This is a genomic window from Bradyrhizobium sp. USDA 4510 (genome assembly GCF_054059095.1).
Map to the genome: position 1 here is coordinate 8,092,091 of NZ_JBSSBT010000001.1, position 17,919 is coordinate 8,110,009.

General features: G+C 66.1%; 15 protein-coding genes. 5 read left to right on the plus strand and 10 right to left on the minus strand.

The window, feature by feature from the left end:
- Positions 1-50 precede the first annotated feature (50 nt).
- Together ACVMDN_RS37630 and coaA are read left to right on the plus strand one after the other, a co-directional pair.
- The gene (locus tag ACVMDN_RS37630; RefSeq protein WP_028341982.1) at positions 51-374 is read left to right on the plus strand and encodes a phosphoribosyl-ATP diphosphatase; all 324 of its coding nucleotides are present in this window, start codon (positions 51-53) and stop codon (positions 372-374) included.
- A 35-nt stretch (positions 375-409) separates the two neighbouring features.
- Positions 410-1,366 carry a type I pantothenate kinase gene (coaA, locus tag ACVMDN_RS37635; RefSeq protein WP_026192056.1) on the plus strand — a complete coding sequence of 319 codons (957 nt, stop codon included), beginning with the start codon at positions 410-412 and terminating at the stop codon, positions 1,364-1,366.
- 173 nt (positions 1,367-1,539) lie between these two features.
- On the opposite strand, the gene ACVMDN_RS37640 is transcribed toward coaA, so the two are convergent.
- From ACVMDN_RS37640 to ACVMDN_RS37650, 3 genes are all read right to left on the minus strand, one after another.
- A complete protein-coding gene (locus ACVMDN_RS37640) occupies positions 1,540-3,789 on the minus strand; it encodes a PAS domain-containing hybrid sensor histidine kinase/response regulator (protein ID WP_076833693.1) in 2,250 nt (749 codons plus the stop codon).
- Between the two features lie 103 nt (positions 3,790-3,892).
- Positions 3,893-4,414 (minus strand): protease-associated domain-containing protein, encoded by a 522-nt coding sequence (locus tag ACVMDN_RS37645; protein WP_076833695.1) that lies wholly within the window; start codon positions 4,412-4,414, stop codon positions 3,893-3,895.
- 119 nt (positions 4,415-4,533) lie between these two features.
- A complete protein-coding gene (locus ACVMDN_RS37650; RefSeq protein WP_141339863.1) occupies positions 4,534-6,072 on the minus strand; it encodes a YifB family Mg chelatase-like AAA ATPase in 1,539 nt (512 codons plus the stop codon).
- Between the two features lie 722 nt (positions 6,073-6,794).
- Between ACVMDN_RS37650 and ACVMDN_RS37655 the strand changes: the two genes are divergently transcribed.
- Both ACVMDN_RS37655 and fsrB read left to right on the plus strand, forming a co-directional pair.
- Positions 6,795-8,786 (plus strand): TonB-dependent siderophore receptor, encoded by a 1,992-nt coding sequence (locus ACVMDN_RS37655; protein WP_076833705.1) that lies wholly within the window; start codon positions 6,795-6,797, stop codon positions 8,784-8,786.
- Positions 8,787-8,812: 26 nt separating this feature from the next.
- Positions 8,813-10,102, plus strand: coding sequence for a siderophore utilization protein FsrB (fsrB, locus tag ACVMDN_RS37660; protein ID WP_076833707.1), 1,290 nt, complete (start codon positions 8,813-8,815; stop codon positions 10,100-10,102).
- Between the two features lie 95 nt (positions 10,103-10,197).
- On the opposite strand, the gene ACVMDN_RS37665 is transcribed toward fsrB, so the two are convergent.
- From ACVMDN_RS37665 to rsmI, 4 genes are all read right to left on the minus strand, one after another.
- Positions 10,198-11,169, minus strand: coding sequence for an MBL fold metallo-hydrolase (locus tag ACVMDN_RS37665; protein WP_057020349.1), 972 nt, complete (start codon positions 11,167-11,169; stop codon positions 10,198-10,200).
- 187 nt (positions 11,170-11,356) lie between these two features.
- On the minus strand, positions 11,357-12,304 hold the full coding sequence (gene gshB / locus ACVMDN_RS37670) for a glutathione synthase (protein WP_076833709.1): 948 nt from the start codon (positions 12,302-12,304) through the stop codon (positions 11,357-11,359).
- Positions 12,305-12,329: 25 nt separating this feature from the next.
- Entirely contained in the window at positions 12,330-12,716 is a 387-nt protein-coding gene (locus tag ACVMDN_RS37675; RefSeq protein WP_076833711.1) for a YraN family protein, read from the minus strand.
- The gene (gene rsmI, locus ACVMDN_RS37680; protein WP_076833712.1) at positions 12,703-13,656 is read right to left on the minus strand and encodes a 16S rRNA (cytidine(1402)-2'-O)-methyltransferase; all 954 of its coding nucleotides are present in this window, start codon (positions 13,654-13,656) and stop codon (positions 12,703-12,705) included. The genes ACVMDN_RS37675 and rsmI overlap by 14 nt, the downstream gene beginning before the upstream one ends.
- Positions 13,657-13,876: 220 nt before the next feature.
- Between rsmI and ACVMDN_RS37685 the strand changes: the two genes are divergently transcribed.
- On the plus strand, positions 13,877-15,091 hold the full coding sequence (locus ACVMDN_RS37685) for a penicillin-binding protein activator (RefSeq protein ID WP_057020352.1): 1,215 nt from the start codon (positions 13,877-13,879) through the stop codon (positions 15,089-15,091).
- Between the two features lie 192 nt (positions 15,092-15,283).
- On the opposite strand, the gene hemW is transcribed toward ACVMDN_RS37685, so the two are convergent.
- From hemW to rph, 3 genes are read right to left on the minus strand one after another with little or no spacing between them, the layout of a single operon-like run.
- Positions 15,284-16,441: a radical SAM family heme chaperone HemW gene (gene hemW, locus ACVMDN_RS37690; protein WP_057020353.1), complete on the minus strand. Its 1,158-nt coding sequence runs from the start codon at positions 16,439-16,441 to the stop codon at positions 15,284-15,286.
- Positions 16,428-17,063, minus strand: coding sequence for an RdgB/HAM1 family non-canonical purine NTP pyrophosphatase (rdgB, locus tag ACVMDN_RS37695; protein ID WP_057020354.1), 636 nt, complete (start codon positions 17,061-17,063; stop codon positions 16,428-16,430). The genes hemW and rdgB overlap by 14 nt, the downstream gene beginning before the upstream one ends.
- Positions 17,064-17,074: 11 nt before the next feature.
- Complete coding sequence (rph, locus tag ACVMDN_RS37700) at positions 17,075-17,788, minus strand: ribonuclease PH (RefSeq protein ID WP_016841497.1); 714 nt, start codon at positions 17,786-17,788, stop codon at positions 17,075-17,077.
- Positions 17,789-17,919 lie beyond the last annotated feature (131 nt).

A 17,919-nucleotide genomic window follows, 5' to 3' on the forward strand; every position in this document is an offset into this window, starting at 1 on the left:
CTAAGGGATGGTACCCGTGCGGTGCCGCTGTGCATGCTTGAGTTGAGTTGATGTCGCGTTTCACGGTCCACGATCTGGCCGCCACCATCGACGCCCGCGCTGCAACGGGCGGTGAGGCGTCCTACACCCGCAAGCTGCTCGACAAGGGCGCGGAGCATTGCGCCAAGAAATTGGGCGAGGAAGCGGTCGAGACCGTGATCGCCGCGGTCGAGAATGACCGCGATCACCTCATCGCCGAAAGTGCCGATCTCGTGTTTCACCTGCTGGTTCTGTTGAAATCCCGCGGCGTGAAGCTGGAGGACGTCGAGGCCGCGCTGGAGAAGCGCACCTCGATGTCGGGACTGGAAGAGAAGGCGTCGCGCAAGCGCGACTAGCGCAAATGATCGAGCGCATCGAGAGGGGCAGCCTCATGGACATCCGGGCACCAGATCAACAGTACAACCCCTACCGCATCTTCACGCGCCAGCAATGGTCGCATCTGCGTGACGATACGCCGATGACGCTCGAGCCCGGCGAGTTCGATCGCCTGCGTTCGATGCACGATCGCCTCGATTTGCAGGAGGTCGAGGACATCTACCTGCCGCTGTCGCGGCTGCTCTCGATCTATGTCGATGCGACCCAGCGGCTGTATTACTCGCAGCGCCAGTTCCTCAACATCCGCGACCGCAAGATGCCCTACATCGTCGGTGTCGCCGGATCCGTCGCGGTCGGCAAGTCGACCACGGCTCGCGTGCTGCAGGCGCTGCTGGCGCGCTGGTCGCCGCGGCCGAAGGTCGATCTGATCACGACCGACGGTTTCCTGTTTCCGAACGCGGTGCTCGAGCGGCAGGGCATCATGCAGAAGAAGGGCTTTCCGGAAAGCTACGACCTGCCGACGCTGCTGTCGTTCCTCAGCGACATCAAGGCGGGGCGGCGCCGCGTGCGCGCGCCGGTCTATTCGCATCTGACCTACGACATCGTGCCGAACAAATGGGTCGAGATCGACCAGCCGGACATCCTGATCGTCGAGGGCGTCAACGTGCTGCAGACCGGGCGGCTGCCGCGCGACGGCAAGGCGGTGCCGTTCGTCTCCGACTTCTTCGACTTCTCGGTCTATATCGACGCCGACGAGGCCGTGCTGCGGGAGTGGTACATCAAGCGCTTCCTGGCGCTGCGTGACACCGCGTTCACCGATCCGAGGTCCTACTTCCACCGCTACGCGCCGCTGTCGGACGAGGAAGCAACGGCGACCGCGATCGCGATCTGGGAGCGCACCAACCTCGCCAATCTCGAGGACAACATCCTGCCGACCCGCCCGCGCGCGACGCTGATCCTGAAGAAGGGCGCCGACCACGTGGTGCAGTCGGTCGCGCTGCGCCGGCTGTAGCCGGCACCGCATTCCAGCGAACGCGCCACATCACAGCTGTCGTCCCCGCGAACGCGGGGACCCATAGCCACAGGTGTCTGTGATTTGCAGCGCTGTAGCCCCAGCGGGCGTAAAACTGGCTTCGGTGGTTATGGGTCCCTGCTTGCGCAGGGACGACACCGAGGTATTGGCTGCTACGCCGCAATGTGCCGTGCGGCGGCGAGGCCCGCGAGCGCTTCTTCCAGCTTTTCGCGGTCGAGCGGCTTGATCAGAAAGCCGTCCATGCCGGCTTCGAAGCAGGCATAGCGGTCCTCCACCAGCGTATTTGCCGTCAGTGCCAGGATCGGGGTCCGGCGGACGGATTGTGCCGCTTCATGGGTGCGGATCTGCTTGGTGGTCTCGATGCCGTTGAGGCGCGGCATCTGGATGTCCATCAGCACGAGATCATAGGGCGTGCCGGCTGAGGTCGCCGACAGCCAGGACTCCATCGCCTGCTCGCCATTGGTGGTGATGACCACGTTGTGGCCGAGCCGGGTGAGCAGCGAGCGCATCAACAGCGCGTTGATCTCATTGTCCTCGGCGACCAGGATCGAGAACCCCTTGTCCGGCAGCGCGGATGCAAGCGCTGTGGGCGCGGACTCGGCGGCCGCCTCGATCGCAAGGCTCGGCGCAGCGACTTCCGGCGATGCGGTCAGGCGCGCGGCGAGCGACGACGCGCGCAATGGCTTCACCAGGTAGCCGGTGAACATGGCTGACTCGGAAGCCGAAAGGTCCTGCCGCGTCGCCGGCGTGAACATCACGATGCGATGGGTTGCATGGAGGCGGGAGGCGTCGGCAAACGCCTCCATCGTCGGCGTGCCAAGCGTGTGGTCGATCAGCACCGCATGCCAGCTCCGCTCCGGCAGCAGCGCCTCGGCGACGTTGGCATCCGACACGATGCAGGTCTGTGCGCCCCAGCGCTGCAACCGCCGCGAGATCAGCGAGACCTCGATGCTGTGTGGCGCCACCAGCATGATCGACTGTCCCGTCAAGTCGGGCGCGGCGAAGCCGTTGGCCTCGCCGGTATCGGCGGCGACGAGCGGGATCGACACCTCGAAGGTCGAGCCGGCGCCCGGCGTGCTTGCGAGCGTGATGCGGCCGCCCATCCGCTTGACGATGCGGTCGCTGATCGAGAGGCCGAGGCCGGTGCCGCCATAGCTGCGCGCGATCCGGTCGTCGGCCTGCTCGAACTCCCGGAAGATGCGCTGCTGCGCTTCCGGCGCGATGCCGATGCCGGTGTCGCGGACCAGGAAGCTGATCTCGTTCGGCCAGATGCCGGGCTCGACGATCAGCGCCACGCCACCGGTCGCGGTGAACTTGATGGCGTTGCCGGCGAGATTGAGCAGCACCTGACGCAGCCGCGCGGCGTCGCCGGTCACCTGCATCGGCAGCCGTTCGTCGACATAGGCGGCGATCTCGATGCCCTTGGTCTGCGCGCGCGGCGCCAGCAGCTCGGTGATGTCCTCGATCAGGCCGGACAGCGCGAACGCGCGGTGTTCGAGATCGATCTTGCCGGCCTCGATCTTGGAATAATCGAGCAGCTCCTCGATCAGCGCGAGCAGCGCGTCGCCGGATGTCTTGACCGCCTTGACGTAGGTCATCTGCTCCAACGTCAGCTGCGTATCCATCAGCAATCCGCTCATGCCGATGATGCCGTTCAGCGGGGTGCGGATCTCGTGGCTCGCCATCGCAAGGAAGCGCGACTTGGCGCGGTTGGCGGCGTCGGCCTGATCGCGCGCTTCGGCGAGCGCGCGCTCGCTCTCGGTGCGGTCGGTGACGTCGCGGCCGACGCTCTGCATTTCCGCGGGCGCGCCGGCATCGTTGCGCACGAGGCCTTCACGCCAGGCGATCCAGCGCGGTCCGAGCGGTCCCTCGATCTTCTGGTCGTAGACCCGCGTGCCGTTGGATTCGAGCGCGGTGTCGCCTTGTTCGAGCACCTTCAGCGTCGCGGTGCTGCCGATCAATTCGCTGCGGGGCCTCTGCGCCAGCTCGCAATAGGCATCGTTGGCATAGGTGATGAGCCCGTCGAGGTCGCGCAGCACGATCAAATCGTCCTGCGCCTCGAACAGGGTAGAGGCGCGCTGCTCGGCCTCCTGCAGTTCCCAGTTGCGGTCGGCCATCGCTTCATTGTGCATGGCGATGGTGCGCAGCCGCTTGCGCATCAGCCGCAGGCGGATGCCGAGCGTCACGATCCAAAGGCAGGCGAGCGCGAACAGGAAGCTGACCCCGATCGCGAATGCATTGGGATCGTAGCCGCTCTGTTGCGAGAGCGCGCCCGAAATGAACCCGAAGGCGCTGCCAAACGCGACGGAGAAGATCGTGAACGAGCGCACGATCGTCGCGAGCCAGGAATGGCGCCGGAGGAAGCGGCGAAGGCGCAACTTGATCCGGAAGAAACGCCCCATCAATGGTGACCCTGAGACAGCTTGATCTGGCGCTGACGATGCGTCGGCCAGCTTGCAAAGTGCTTGAAATTGGTGGCCATTTCGCGCTGCCCTCAGAACAGGGTTAGTGGGAGGTTAATTCCGCCATGACCCGGTTCGGGACGCGCGTGTCAGGTGCGGGCGATGCGGCTTCAAGTCGGCGGTGTCCGCCGCGGGCGCTGACGATCAAGGCCGCGGCATCCCGCACCGAGAACGTCTTCGATTGCACGAAGACACGGTAGTCGGACGGGCCAGCATCACGCGTCAGATAGATGACGGGGCCGGTTGCCGAGGCATCGCCGGAAATCCCGATCAGCTGCGCCGTCGCGCTGCTCTCGCAGGCGCCGGCCTCGGCGTCGTCGATGTCGTCGATCACGGTGAAGTCGGCGGCGTCGGCGCTGTCGGCGATCTGGACCCGGACGGTGGCCTGGCTGGGGTCGTCAGTGAAGCTGACGTGAAGCTGCGCCAGCCAGGGGATCGATGCGATCTGCATCGTGGCGCCGCCCACCTCGATGCAGGGCCGCGGGCCCGGCAGGAATTCGGCGCGGGCAAGGACCGCGGCCACGGCAAGGGGGACCACCGAGGTCAAAATCTTCAAACGCAACATGACACAACTCGCTCGACCCAAGCTTGCCGCCGATCGCGGTGCTTATGGTTTGCGGAGCGTAAATGAGAGTGGTTACTGTCACGTTGACGCGGCGGGCACCGGCCGGAAGCCGGCGGAGATCACGCCGCGCGGCGCAAATCGTCGGCCAATGCACGATAAGACAGCGCTTCGGCGAGATGTAGCCGGCCGATCGTCTCGGCGCCGTCGAGATCGGCAAGCGTGCGCGCCACCCGCAGCACGCGGTGATAGCCGCGCGCGGTGAGGTGCATGTTGTCGGCGGCCTCGCGCAGCAGCTTCTGCCCATGCGCGTCGGGTTGCGCGATGGTCTCGAGCAGCGAACTCGGCGCTTCCGCATTGGTGCGGACATGCGGCATGCCGGCAGCCGCATAGCGCGCGAGCTGGATGTCGCGCGCGGCCGCGACGCGGGCGGCAACCTCGGCCGATCCCTCCGCCGGCGGCGGCAGGATCAGATCGGCCGCGGTCACGGCGGGCACCTCGATCCGCAGGTCGATGCGATCCATCAGCGGGCCGGAGATCCGCATCTGGTAGTCGCCGGTGCAGCGGTCGAGCCGGCCGCGCTTGCAGGAATAGCCGGGTTCATAGGCATGGCCGCAACGGCACGGGTTCATGGCTGCGACCAGCATGAAGCGCGCCGGATAGGTGACGCGGTGGTTGGCCCTGCTCACCGAAACCTCGCCGTTCTCCAGCGGCTGACGCAGCGAATCCAGCACGCGCGGATCGAACTCCGGCAATTCGTCGAGGAACAGCACGCCCTGATGCGCCAGCGAGATCTCGCCCGGTTTGGCGCGCATGCCGCCGCCGGTCAGCGCGGCCATGCTGGCGGAATGATGCGGGCTGCGGAACGGGCGTCGCGCGGTCAGGGCGCCGTCGCGGATCTCGCCGGCAACCGAGGCGATCATCGAGACTTCGAGCAGCTCCGACGGCGACAGCGGCGGCAGGATCGAGGGCAGTCGCGCCGCCAGCATCGATTTGCCGGCGCCGGGCGAGCCGATCATCAGAAGATGATGACCGCCGGCGGCGGCGATCTCGAGCGCGCGTTTCGCGCTCTCCTGGCCCTTGATGTCGCGCAGGTCCAAAAGCGTTTCCTCGCGCTCATGCACCTTCGGCTGCGGCCGCGACAGCACCTGCGTGCCCTTGAAGTGGTTGGCGATCTGGATCAGCGAATCTGCCGCGATGATCTGGATGTCCGGACTGGCCCAGGCGGCTTCCGAGCCGCAGGCGGCCGGGCAGATCAATCCCTCGTCGCGCGAATTGGCGCCGATTGCCGCGGGCAGCACGCCCGCCACCGGCGCGAGCGAGCCGTCGAGCCCGAGCTCGCCGAGCACGGTGAAGCCGTTCAGCGCATCCGGCGGGATCGCGCCGATCGCCGCCATCAGGCCGAGCGCGATCGGCAGGTCGTAATGGCTGCCCTCCTTGGGCAGGTCGGCGGGTGCGAGGTTGACGGTGATGCGGCGGGCGGGAAGCGCGAGGCCGGAGGCGATCAGCGCCGAACGCACGCGTTCGCGGGCTTCCGACACCGCCTTGTCGGGCAGGCCTACTATTGCGAATGCCGGCAATCCCGGCGCGACCTGCACCTGCACGTCGACCGCGCGGGCTTCAATCCCCTCGAATGCGACGGTGGAAACGCGCTGGACCATGCTGCCCCTATTCTTCCGCAATCGAAGGTAGCGGAACCGGGCGGCAAGTGCAAGAACATTACAGGAACATTCGCGGCGCCGAGGGCTGGTCGCCCGGTACCAGTTCACCGCGCGGCGCATCCGTTTCCGGCCGGCGCGGAGGCGTCGGGCGTCGGCGCCATGACGCGCGCCTCGCGCGATCGAACACAGCTCGCATCGTCGACAACTGCAGGAATCATTCTCAAGAATCATTCCAGCACGACGAGCATCGCGCGCTTATTGTCGCAGCGCGTCGTCGATTTCCCCGCTGTTTCAGCGATCGCACGCTGATCGCGCGCGCAGTCTCGATCTATTCCAACTGCCGAGGTCTGTACTCGCGAGCCCCGCGCTGTAGAGCCGGATCACAAATCCATCCAGGCTGACATCAGGGGCGCCTTCGCGTGATCGGTCGACTTGTTTCGCATTCCACCCGTCAACATCCAGCGCTGCGAACGATCGGTCTATGTACCGCCGCCGTCCTTGCCGCAGGAGTCGCGACCGAACGCGCCGACGCGCAATCGGAACTGCCGCCGGTGAGCGTGGACGCGCCTCAGCAGCGCGCGATCACTGCGAATGCAAAACCGGTTCGTCGTCCGGTGGCCGCACGCGCGAGCCGCGCCAATCGTGTGGCTCGATCCCAGCAGGCGACGACGCCAGCTGCGGCACGATCCGGTGCCGGCGCCGGCGAGCGAGCCGGCGGTCCGGTGGTCGGGTTCGTTGCCACGCGTTCGGGCACGGCGACCAAGACCGACACGCCGCTGATCGAAATCCCGCAATCGATCTCGGTCGTCACGACCGACCAGATCAGGAACCAGGGTGCGGAATCGGTGGGCGCGGCATTGCGCTACACCGCAGGCGTCAGCGGCGACGTGAATGGCGGCTCGGACACCCGCTTCGGCGGCCTGCAGATCCGCGGCTTCGACATGACGATGCCGGGCCTCTATCTCGACGGCCTGCGGCTGCCGAGCAGCAACTATGTGCACTTCCTCGGGCTCGATCCGTACGGAGCCGAGCGCCTCGAGGTCCTGAAGGGGCCATCCTCGGCGATGTTCGGCGGCAGTGGCACCGGCGGCATCCTCAACTATGTCAGCAAGCTGCCGACTGCACGCGAGTTCGGGGAAGTGTCGCTGTCGGGCGGCAGCTTCAACCGCTATCAGGGCGAGTTCGACATCGGCGGCCGCGCCAACAAGGAAGGAACGGTGCTGTGGCGCCTGACCGGCGTCGCGCGCGATGGCGAGACCCAGGTCGACTACACCAAGGACAATCGCGTCTTCATCGCGCCCGCCGTCACCGTGAAGCCGAACGAGGACACCACGATCACCTTCCTCGCGAACTACCAGAAGGAACGCACCGGCTGGGGCCTGCAATTCCTGCCGCCGTCCGGCACCGTCTGGGCCAATAACGGCCGCTACATTCCGAACACGCGCTTCGTCGGCGAGCCCGGCTTCAACCAGTTCGACACCGAGCAATCCTCGGTCGGCTACATGCTGTCGCACGACTTCAACGAGGCGCTGACCTTCCGCCAGAACCTGCGCTATTCGTGGATGCACAACGAGCAGAAGAGCTTCTACGGCACCGGCTATGCATCGGCGGCCGACGAAGCCGCGGGCCTGCTGTCGCGCGGCGGCGCCGGCGGCAGCTCGACGATCGATTCCTTCGCGGTCGACAACCAGCTGCAGGGCAAGTTCGTCACCGGCATGCTGAGCCACACGACGCTGTTCGGCGTCGATTACCGCAACACCTCGTTCCGCGACATGGCCTCGAGCTACAGCACCGGCAAGCTCAACGTCTTCGCGCCAGTCTATACCAACAGCTGGACCAACAACGGACCGTATGACGACACCGGCATCAAGCAGTCGCAGGCCGGCCTCTATCTGCAGGACCAGATCAGGCTCGGCCGGCTGTCGTTTCTGCTTGGCGGGCGGCAGGATTTCGTCACTACCGACCTCGACAACAATCTCGCGAAAACGTCGACGTCGACCGACGCCTCGGCATTCACCGGTCGCGCCGCCGTGATGTACAATTTCGACAACGGCATCGCGCCCTATTTCAGCTATTCGGAGTCATTCCTGCCGGTGCTGAGCACCAATGCCGCCGGCGAGCTGCTGAAGCCGGAGTCCGGCGTGCAGTACGAAATCGGCGTCAAGTACCAGCCGGTCGGCATCAATGCGCTGATCACGCTGGCCGCCTTCGACCTGACCCGGTCCAACGTCGTCACCTACGCCCCGCCGTTCTATTTCGCCGAGCAGACCGGCGAAGTCAGGTCGCGCGGCGTTGAGCTCGAGGGCACCGCGACGCTGGTCGAGGGCGTCAACATCCGCGGCGGCTACGCCTATGTCGACGCTGAAGTCACCAAGGATCCCGTCAATGTCGGCAAGGCGCCAACCACGGTGCCGCTCAACCGTTTCTCGCTGTGGGGCGATTACACCGTTCAGGGCGGCCCGCTCGCCGGCGTCCAGTTCGGGGCCGGCGTCCGCTATGTCGGATCGACGTTCGGTGACGACGCCAACACCTTCAAGGTGCCGGCGTCGACGGTCGTCGATGCGCTCGTCGCCTATACCAGGGACAATTATCGCCTCTCGCTCAACGTCACCAACCTTGCCGATACGCGCTACGTGGCAGCCTGCTACGGCAACACCAGCTGCTTCTACGCGGAGGGCCGCAAGGCGATCGCGAAGCTGACCTATCGCTGGTGATCACCCCACAACTTGCTGAAATCCCCATGAGACCCATCTTCGGACGACTGCATCGCTGGGCGGGCCTTGTCACCGCGGCCTTCCTGTTCTTCTCGGGCATCACCGGCGCGATCATCTCGTGGGACCACGAGATCGACGATGTGCTCAACAGGAAGCTGTTCGAGGTGACGAGCTCCGGACCGGCGATCCAGTCCGTCGAGCTCGCCCGGCTGATCGAGCAGCGCGATCATCGCGCCCGCGTCGTCCACATGTTCATGACGGCGGAGAAAGGCGAGTCGCTGTGGTTCTTCGTGCTGCCGCGGATCGATCCGGCGACCGGCAAGCGCTACGCGCTCGACTACAACCAGGTCTTTCTCGATCCAAACACCGGCGCCGAGCTCGGACGCCGCTATTGGGGCGCGGTCTGGCCGGTGACCCGCGAAAACTTCGTCTCATTCCTCTACAAGCTGCATTACACGATGCATATCCCTGAATTCTGGGGCAGCGATCGCTGGGGCATGCGCTTCCTCGGCGTCATCGCCGTGATCTGGACGATCGATTGTTTCGTCGGCTTCTACCTGACCCTGCCGTCGCGGCGGCGCGCAAGGGCGCAGCGGGCGGCGGCGATACCGGCCGCACGCGGCAAGAGTTTCTGGACCCGCTGGGCACCGGCCTGGAAGATCAAGACCTCAGGCAGCGCCTATCGAATCAATTTCGACATTCATCGCGCCTTCAGCCTGTGGACCTGGGCCTTGCTGTTCGTGATCGCATTCACGGCATTCTCGCTGAACCTCTATTTCGAGGTGTTCTCGCCGTTGATGAAGACCGTGTCCAACTACACGCCGACACCCTACGAGCAGCGACCATATCGTCATCTCGACGATCCGATCGAGCCGAGGATCACCTATGCGGAGATCGCCGCGCGCGCCGCGGCCGACGGCAAGGCGCGCGGCTGGACCACACCGGCCGGTTCGATCAATTATGGTCCGGCGCATGGCGTCTATGCGGTCGCATTCTTCGAGCCGGGCGACGAACATGGCGCCGCGGGCGTCGGGCCGGCGCAGCTTTACTACGACAGCGAGGACGGCCGTCCGCTCGGCGAGCGGCTGCCATGGGTCGGCACAGCGGCCGACGTGTTCGTGCAGATGCAGTTTCCGCTGCATTCCGGCCGGATCGCCGGCCTGCCCGGGCGCATCCTGATCTCGCTGATGGGATTGGTGGTTGCGACGCTGTCGGTGACGGGCGTCGTGATCTGGTGGCGCAAACGTCGTGCGCGGATTGGCGCGCGAGAGACGATGCGCACTCGCTCCGCGAGCCGCCTTGCGCCGGCGGAATAGGCCGGGCGCCCCGTGCACTCCTTACACCGGGCGGCAAATGCATTCGGGAGCGGCGGCGGCCGCTCCCGAGGCAGTCCGTCTTCGCAATCAGTCCGTCACAGGTTCATCTGCATCGGCTCCGGATAGTAGTGGAAGCCTTCGCCGGCCTTGGCGACGTGGCCGTAGCCCGGCCAGGCGAAGTGATAGGACATCACGGCCGTCTTGTTCGCGGCCAGCATTTCCAGCAGCTTGACCCGCGACGCCGCCGCCTGCTTCGGATCGGTGTCGTAGGAGAACTCCATCCGCGGACGCTCCAGCAGCAGCACCGCGTGATGCGAGAGGTCGCCGAGGAAGGCGAAGGATTTGCCGCCCGAGCTCACCATGAAGATGGTGTGGCCCACGGTGTGGCCGGGCGCTGCGATTGCCGTCACGCCGGGCAGGAATTCCTGGCCGTCCTTGAAGAACACGATGCGGTCGCGCACCGGCAGCAGGTTCTTGCGGGCATGCACGATGAAATCCTTCAACGGGCTGCCCATCTTGCCTTCGTCGGTCCAGAACTCGAGATCGCTCTGCGCGATGTAGTATTGCGCATTCGGGAACAACGGCTTGTCGTTGGCGCCGACGATGCCGCCGATATGATCGATATGCGCGTGCGACAGCACGACGGCGTCGATGTCCTCCGGCTTGATGCCGGCTTCCTGCATGCTCTTCTGCTGCCGCCCGGTGGTCTTGCCGAATAGTTGCGACGTGCCCATGCCGGTGTCGAACAGGATCAGCTTGTCGCCGGTGTTGACGATCGGCGAATTCTGCTCGAGCACGACATTGTCGGGCGAGAGGAAGTTGTCGGAGAGCATCTTCTTCACCTCCTCCTTCGGCACACCGGTGAAGGTGCCGGAGGGGTCGCCGAGCGGAAGCGGCCCGTCGGATACGACGGTCACTTCGGCTTCGCCGAGCATGAAGCGGTGCCAGTAGGGTGTCTGCGTGCCGAGCTTTGGCGCGCGTGCCTGTGCGGTGCCCCCGAGCAGGGTGCTGGCGCCGAGACCGGCACCGAGCGCGAGCAAGGATCGTCGTGAGACATTGAGCGTCATAACGTCTTCCTCCAGAATTTTTATAAGATTTTCGCGTTGTGCCCGCGCGTTGACCCGCTGCTTGACCTGACGCAGGCAAGCGGATGCTGCCCTCGCCCGCGCAAGCTGGCAAGAAGAATAAGGAGAACGCATGCGCGATCGAACGCTGGCTAAAATTTCAGCCAGCTGTGCGGCGCACAAGGGAGGATTATTTCGCGGCGCGCTTCTTCTCGATGGTATCCCAGATCATCGCCGCGACGTCGGGGCCATTGAGCCGTTGGATTGCGCGGATGCCGGTCGGCGAGGTGACGTTGATCTCGGTCAGGTTGCCGTCGATCACGTCGATGCCGACGAACAGCAGGCCGCGTTCGCGCAGCGCCGGTCCGAGCGTGGCGCAGATTTCGCGCTCGCGATCCGAGAGTTCGGTCGCCGTGGCTGCGCCGCCACGGACCATGTTGGAGCGCAGATCGTCCGCCGCCGGCACGCGGTTGACGGCGCCGGCGAACTCGCCGTCGACCAGGATGATGCGCTTGTCGCCATGCTTCACCTCGGGGAGGAAGCGCTGGATCACCCAGGGCTCCTTGAACGTGACCGAGAACATGTCGAACAGCGAGCCGAAGTTCATGTCCTGCGGCATCACGCGGAAGACGGCGGCGCCGCCATGGCCGTGCAACGGCTTCATGACGACGGCGCCATGCTGGTCGCGGAATGCGTTGATCTCGTCGAGATCGCGCGAGATCAGGGTCGGCGGCATCAGCTGCGGGAAATTCATCACGAACAGCTTTTCCGGCGCGTTGCGCACGCTGGCCGGGTCGTTGACGACCAAGGTCTTCGGATGGATGCGCTCGAGGAAATGGGTCGAGGTGATGTAGGCGAGGTCGAACGGCGGATCCTGCCGCAGCAGCACGACGTCGAAGCCGTTGAGCGCCTCGCGCTTCGGCTCGCCCAGCGTGAAGTGATTGCCGACCTCGTCGCGCACGGTGAGAGGCTGCACCGGCGCCACCAGCTCCTCGCCGCGCAGCGACAGCTTGTCGGGCGTGTAGTAGGAAATGTCGTGGCCGCGTTTTTGCGCCTCGAGCAGCAGCGCAAAGGTCGAATCGCCGCGGATATTGATGCGCGCGATGGGATCCATCTGGACGGCGATCTTCAATTTCATAAGCGTGTCCCGCGAGGTCTTGAGGTTAATTAGGGCTGGCGTCGAATGCCGCTAACAGATGGCGCGGCAGGCTCTTCGGCGCAATCAGCACGGCGTCGAATCTGAGCTCGAATTCGGCATGTTCGGGATGCGCCATCAGCCAGGCCTGGGCGGCATTGATGATGCGCAGCTGCTGCCGCGGCGTCACCGCATAGGCGGCGTCGTCGAGGCTGGCCCGGGCCTTGACCTCGACGAAGGCCAGCAGATTGCGCCGGCGCACCACCAGGTCGATCTCGCCAAAGGGGGTGCGGAAGCGTCGTGCCAGGATGCGATAGCCCTTGGCGATCAGAAGCGCTGCGGCGCGGCTCTCCGCCGAGATGCCGGTCCGGAACGCCGCGACGCGCTCGGGCGAGGCGCTGTCAGTCTTCGCCATTGCCGTCCCCGATGGTCTTCGCAAGCTCGAGGGCACGGGCATAGACCTCGCGGCGCGGCCGGCCCGACAGTTCGACCGCATGGGCGACCGCATCCTTGACGCTGCCGCGGCCGAGTTGCGCCCGCAGCAGATCGTCGAGCGTATCCTGGTCCATCACCCCGGCATCATCGGCCGGCGGTCCGATGACCAGCACGAACTCGCCGCGCGTTTCCAGCGCGTCCGCGCCTGCCGCCAGCGCGGCGACCGGCGCGCGCGTGATCTCCTCGTGCAGCTTGGTCAGCTCGCGGCAGATCGCGGCATCGCGGCCGGCCATGATCGCGGCGAGATCGCGCAGCGTGTCCTGTACGCGATTGCCGGATTCGAACATCACGAGCGTCGAATCGACCCTCGCCAGCTCGTTGAGCCGGGCGCGGCGCGCGTGCTCCTTGGCGGGCAAAAATCCCTCGAAGAAAAACCGGTCGGTCGGCAATGCCGCGACCGACAGCGCCGTCAGCACCGATGATGGCCCCGGCACCGCGATGACGGCATGCCCGGCGGCGCAGACGTCGCGCACCAGCTTGAAGCCGGGATCGGAGATCAGTGGCGTGCCGGCGTCGGAAACCAGCGCGATCGCGGCGCCCTGCGCCAGCCGCTCCAGGATTTTTGGACGGGCCTGGGCCGCGTTGTGCTCGTGGTAGAGCGCAAGCTCCGCGGCGATCGCATAACGCTCGGTCAGCCGGCGCGTGATCCTTGTGTCCTCGCAGGCGATGACGTCGACACCGGCCAGCGTTTCCAGCGCGCGCAGGGTGATGTCGGCGAGATTTCCGATCGGGGTCGCGACCAGATGGAGCCCGGGTGCTGCCCTTGGCGCGGCCAATTGCTGGCCGCCGATCGAAAATGTTCTGGCCGCAGCGCCTGTCGTGGCATCCGAACTGTGGAGGGAACTGGCTTTTGCGCGCATAATGCCAATCTAGAGGGATGGCGGCGCTTGCGCCACATCCGCAAACGGCGGTGACGGAACGCTGGCTGACGGGGGAAATGGAGGCCGCGGCAAGGGCGCCGCGGGGCCATAATCCTTTTGTTTTAGTTAACTATTCGCCGAGAATATGCCTGAATCCACCCGCCTCATCAGAGCTGGATGGAGTCCTGGCTGATCACGGTCGGCCAAGAGAAGAGAGACGATGGAAGGCCCGCATCACCGCAAGTCCCCGCCGTCGGGCACCACCCGGCGGACCGCGCTCGGCCTCATCGTGGGCGCGCCGCTGCTGACGGCCTGTTCCGGCGTGCAGCAAAGCTTGAGCCAGTTTTCCAGCCCGTTCGGCGGCAACCAGGAAGGCGGTCCTGCCGGCCCGCAGCAGCAGCCGCAGGCGGTCGGCACCGGGCAGGTCAAGATCGGCCTGATCCTGCCGCTGTCGGCGTCCGGCAATGCCGGGCTTGCCGCCCAGTCGATGCGGAACGCGGCCGAAATGGCGCTGGCGGAATTTCAGAACCCGAACATCCAGCTCCTGATCAAGGACGATGGCGGCAGCCCGCAGGGCGCATCGCAGGGTGCCCAGCAGGCACTGTCCGAAGGCGCCGAGATCATTCTGGGACCGCTGTTCGCAGGCTCGGTGCCGGCCGTCGCGCAACTGACGCGGCCGCGCGGAACCTCGGTGATCGCGTTCTCCACCGATTCGAGCGTGGCCGGGCGCGGCGTCTATCTGCTGAGCTTCCTGCCGGAGTCCGACATCAACCGCATCGTCGACTACTCGGCGGGGATCGGAAAGCGCTCGTTCGCCGCGATGGTGCCGGACAACGCCTATGGCAACGTGGTCGAGGCCGCGTTCAAGCAGGCGGTCGGCCGCAAGAACGGCCGCGTCGTCGCATTCGAGAAATATGGCGCCGATCGCGCGACGCCGGCGCGAACCGTGGCGCAGGCGCTCGGCCAAGCCGATGCGCTGCTGATCGCCGACGATGGTGATTCGGTGGTCGCGACCGCCGATGCCTTGACCGCAGCCGGCGCCAATCTGCGCAACATCCAGCTGCTCGGCACCGGGCTGTGGGACAATCCGCGGGTGTTCGCGAGCCCCGTCTTGCAGGGTGGCCTCTACGCCGCGCCCGATCCGTCCGGCTTCCGCAGCTTCGCCGGGCGCTACCGCGGCAAATATGGCGGCGAGCCCGTGCGCACCGCGACGCTTGCCTATGATGCCGTGGCGCTGATGGCGGCGCTCGCGCGCACGCAAGGGGCGCAGCGCTTTGCGCCGGAGACATTGACCAATCCGTCCGGCTTTGCCGGTATCGACGGTCTGTTCCGCTTCCGCTCCGACGGCACCAATGAGCGTGGCCTTGCGGTCATGAAGGTGGCCTCAGGCGGCAGCACGCCGGTGGCAGGCTCGCCGAAGAGCTTTGGCGCTTGATTTTCGTCGGGCGGTCAAGCTGCCTTGTCGAGCGCCGGCACCCGCCAGCTCCTTTGCATGGGGTTGTTTTCGATATTTGGCAGCGTGCACCTAGAGCGGTTTCGAGCGAAGTGGATACCGGTTCGCGTGAAGAAAACGCGTCGAAACAAGAATCTAGAGCCTCGTTCCGATTCAATCGGAACGGGATAGGTTCTAGGCGGCGAGATCCGCAACGACCGCGTCGAGCACCGGGAATCCCGACGTCGTCACCCGCAGTCGTCCGTCGGCGTCGACGGCGATCGCGCCTTCCTCGCGCAGCATCGCGATCCGGTGCGGGTCGAGCTGGCGGCCGGAGAGCTTCGCATAGCGCTTGGGATCGATGCCCTCGGCGAGCCGCAGCCCCATCAGCAGAAACTCGTCGGCGCGTTCTTCGCTGTTGAGGCTGTCATCGCTGACGACGCCGTGACCGCGCTCCTCGACGTTCAACAGCCACGCCTCGGGGCGCCGCTCGGTTGCGGTCGCGTGCCTGACGCCATCGATGTCGAGCCGGCCATGTGCGCCGGGGCCGATGCCGGCATATTCCTCACCGCGCCAGTAGACGAGGTTGTGCTTGCACTCCGCGCCGGCGCGGGCGTGATTGGAGATCTCATAGGCCGGCAACCCTTCGCGGGCGCAGACCTCCTGCGTCACGTCGTAGAGCGCGCGCGCGGTCGCTTCGTCCGGCGTCTGCAATTTGCCGGCGGCATGCAGCCCGAAGAACGGCGTGCCTTCCTCGATCGTGAGCTGGTACAGCGACAGATGCTCGGCCGCTTCCGAGATCGCCTGCTTCAGTTCATCGGCCCACATCCGCGGCGTCTGGTCGGGGCGGGCATAGATCAGATCGAACGAGTAACGGTCGAACGCAGAGCGCGCGATCGCGACCGCGTCGAGCGCCTCGCGCGCGGTGTGCAGGCGGCCTAGCGCTTTCAGCGAGGCGTCATCGAGCGCCTGCACGCCGAGCGAGACGCGGTTGACGCCGGCTGCGCGATAGCCGCGAAAGCGCGTCGCCTCGACGCTGGTCGGATTGGCCTCGAGCGTGACCTCGACATCGCGCGCCACCTGCCAGTGCTTGCCGATCGCATCGAGCACGGCACCGACGGTCTTCGGCTGCATCAGCGACGGCGTGCCGCCGCCGAGGAAGATCGAGGACACCTGCCGCCCCGGCACGCGCGCGGCCGTCGTCTCGATCTCGCGGGCGAACGCGCGCACGAAACGCTCCTCGTCGACCGGCGCATGCCGCACATGGCTGTTGAAATCACAATACGGGCATTTCGACAGGCAGAACGGCCAGTGCACGTAGACGCCGAAGGCTTCTCGGTCAGCGTGGCTCAAGGCAGATCTCCGCGAGCTTCACGAAGGCGCGGGCGCGATGCGACAGGCCGAGCCCGAGCGGCGGCAGGCCGTGCTTCTCGATGCTGGTCATCTCGCCGAAGGTCCGCGTGTAGCCGTCGGGCAGGAAGGCCGGATCGTAGCCAAAGCCGGCGGTGCCACGCGGCGGCCAGACCAGGGTTCCATCGACGCGGGCCTCGACCTGCTCGAGATGATCGTCGGGCCAGGCCACGCACAACGCCGACACGAAGTGCGCCTTGCGCCGGTCCGGTGCGGTGGCGCCGCGTTCCTGCAGCAGCCGCTCGATCCGCGTCATTGCCGCCATGAAGTCCTTGCCCTCGCCGGCCCAGCGCGCCGAGTAGATTCCGGGCGCTCCGTCGAGCGCATCGACCACGAGGCCGGAATCGTCGGCGAAGGCGGGCAGTCCGGTCGCCTTCGCTGCCGCGATCGCCTTGATCGCCGCGTTGGCGCGAAAATTGTCGCCGGTCTCCTCGGGCTCGGCGAGGTCGAGCTCGCCGGCCGACACCACCTCCACGCCGTGCGGCGCCAGCAGTTCCCGCATCTCGGCAAGCTTGCCGGGATTATGGGTGGCGATGACGAGCCTTCCGGTGATTCGGCGGTGCATGACCAATCTGACTACGCCACCGCGATCTTTTGCAAGTCGACCAGACGCGCGACACCTTTGCGCGCCAGCGCCATCAGCGCCAGGAATTCGCCTTCCGAGAACGGCGTCTTCTCGGCGGTGCCCTGCACCTCGATGATCCGGCCGTCGCCGGTCATGACGAAATTGGCGTCGGTGTCGGCTTCGGAATCCTCGGCATAGTCGAGATCGAGCACCGGCGTGCCCTGGTAGATGCCGCAGGAGATCGCCGCCACATTGTCGCGCAACACGTTGGTCTTCAGCATGTTGCGGGTCTTCATCCAGTTGATGCAGTCGGCCAGCGCCACCCAGGCACCGGTGATCGAGGCGGTGCGGGTGCCGCCGTCGGCCTGGATGACGTCGCAATCGACCGTGATCTGGCGTTCGCCGAGCGCCTCGAGATCGACGGCCGCGCGCAGCGAGCGGCCGATCAGCCGCTGAATCTCGACCGTCCGGCCGCCCTGCTTGCCGGCCGAGGCCTCGCGGCGGGTGCGTTCCAGGGTAGCACGCGGCAGCATGCCGTATTCGGCGGTGACCCAGCCGCGGCCCTGGCCCTTCAGCCACGGCGGCAATCGCTCTTCCAGCGTGGCGGTCACCAGCACATGGGTGTCGCCGAACTTCACCATGCAGGAACCCTCGGCATATTTGACGACGCCGCGTTCCAGCGACACGGGACGCAGTTCGTCGGGTGCACGGCGGCTTGGCCGCATGAAATCCTCCAGAAATCCGAGAAAATTGGCTGGCCGTGCTTGTAGGAGCGGGAAGGGGCAGCGGCAAGGGTTTTGGCGAGGGTTTTCGGCCCCGGTGGGGTCCGGTACGAGGGGGCCGAATGCATGCTTGT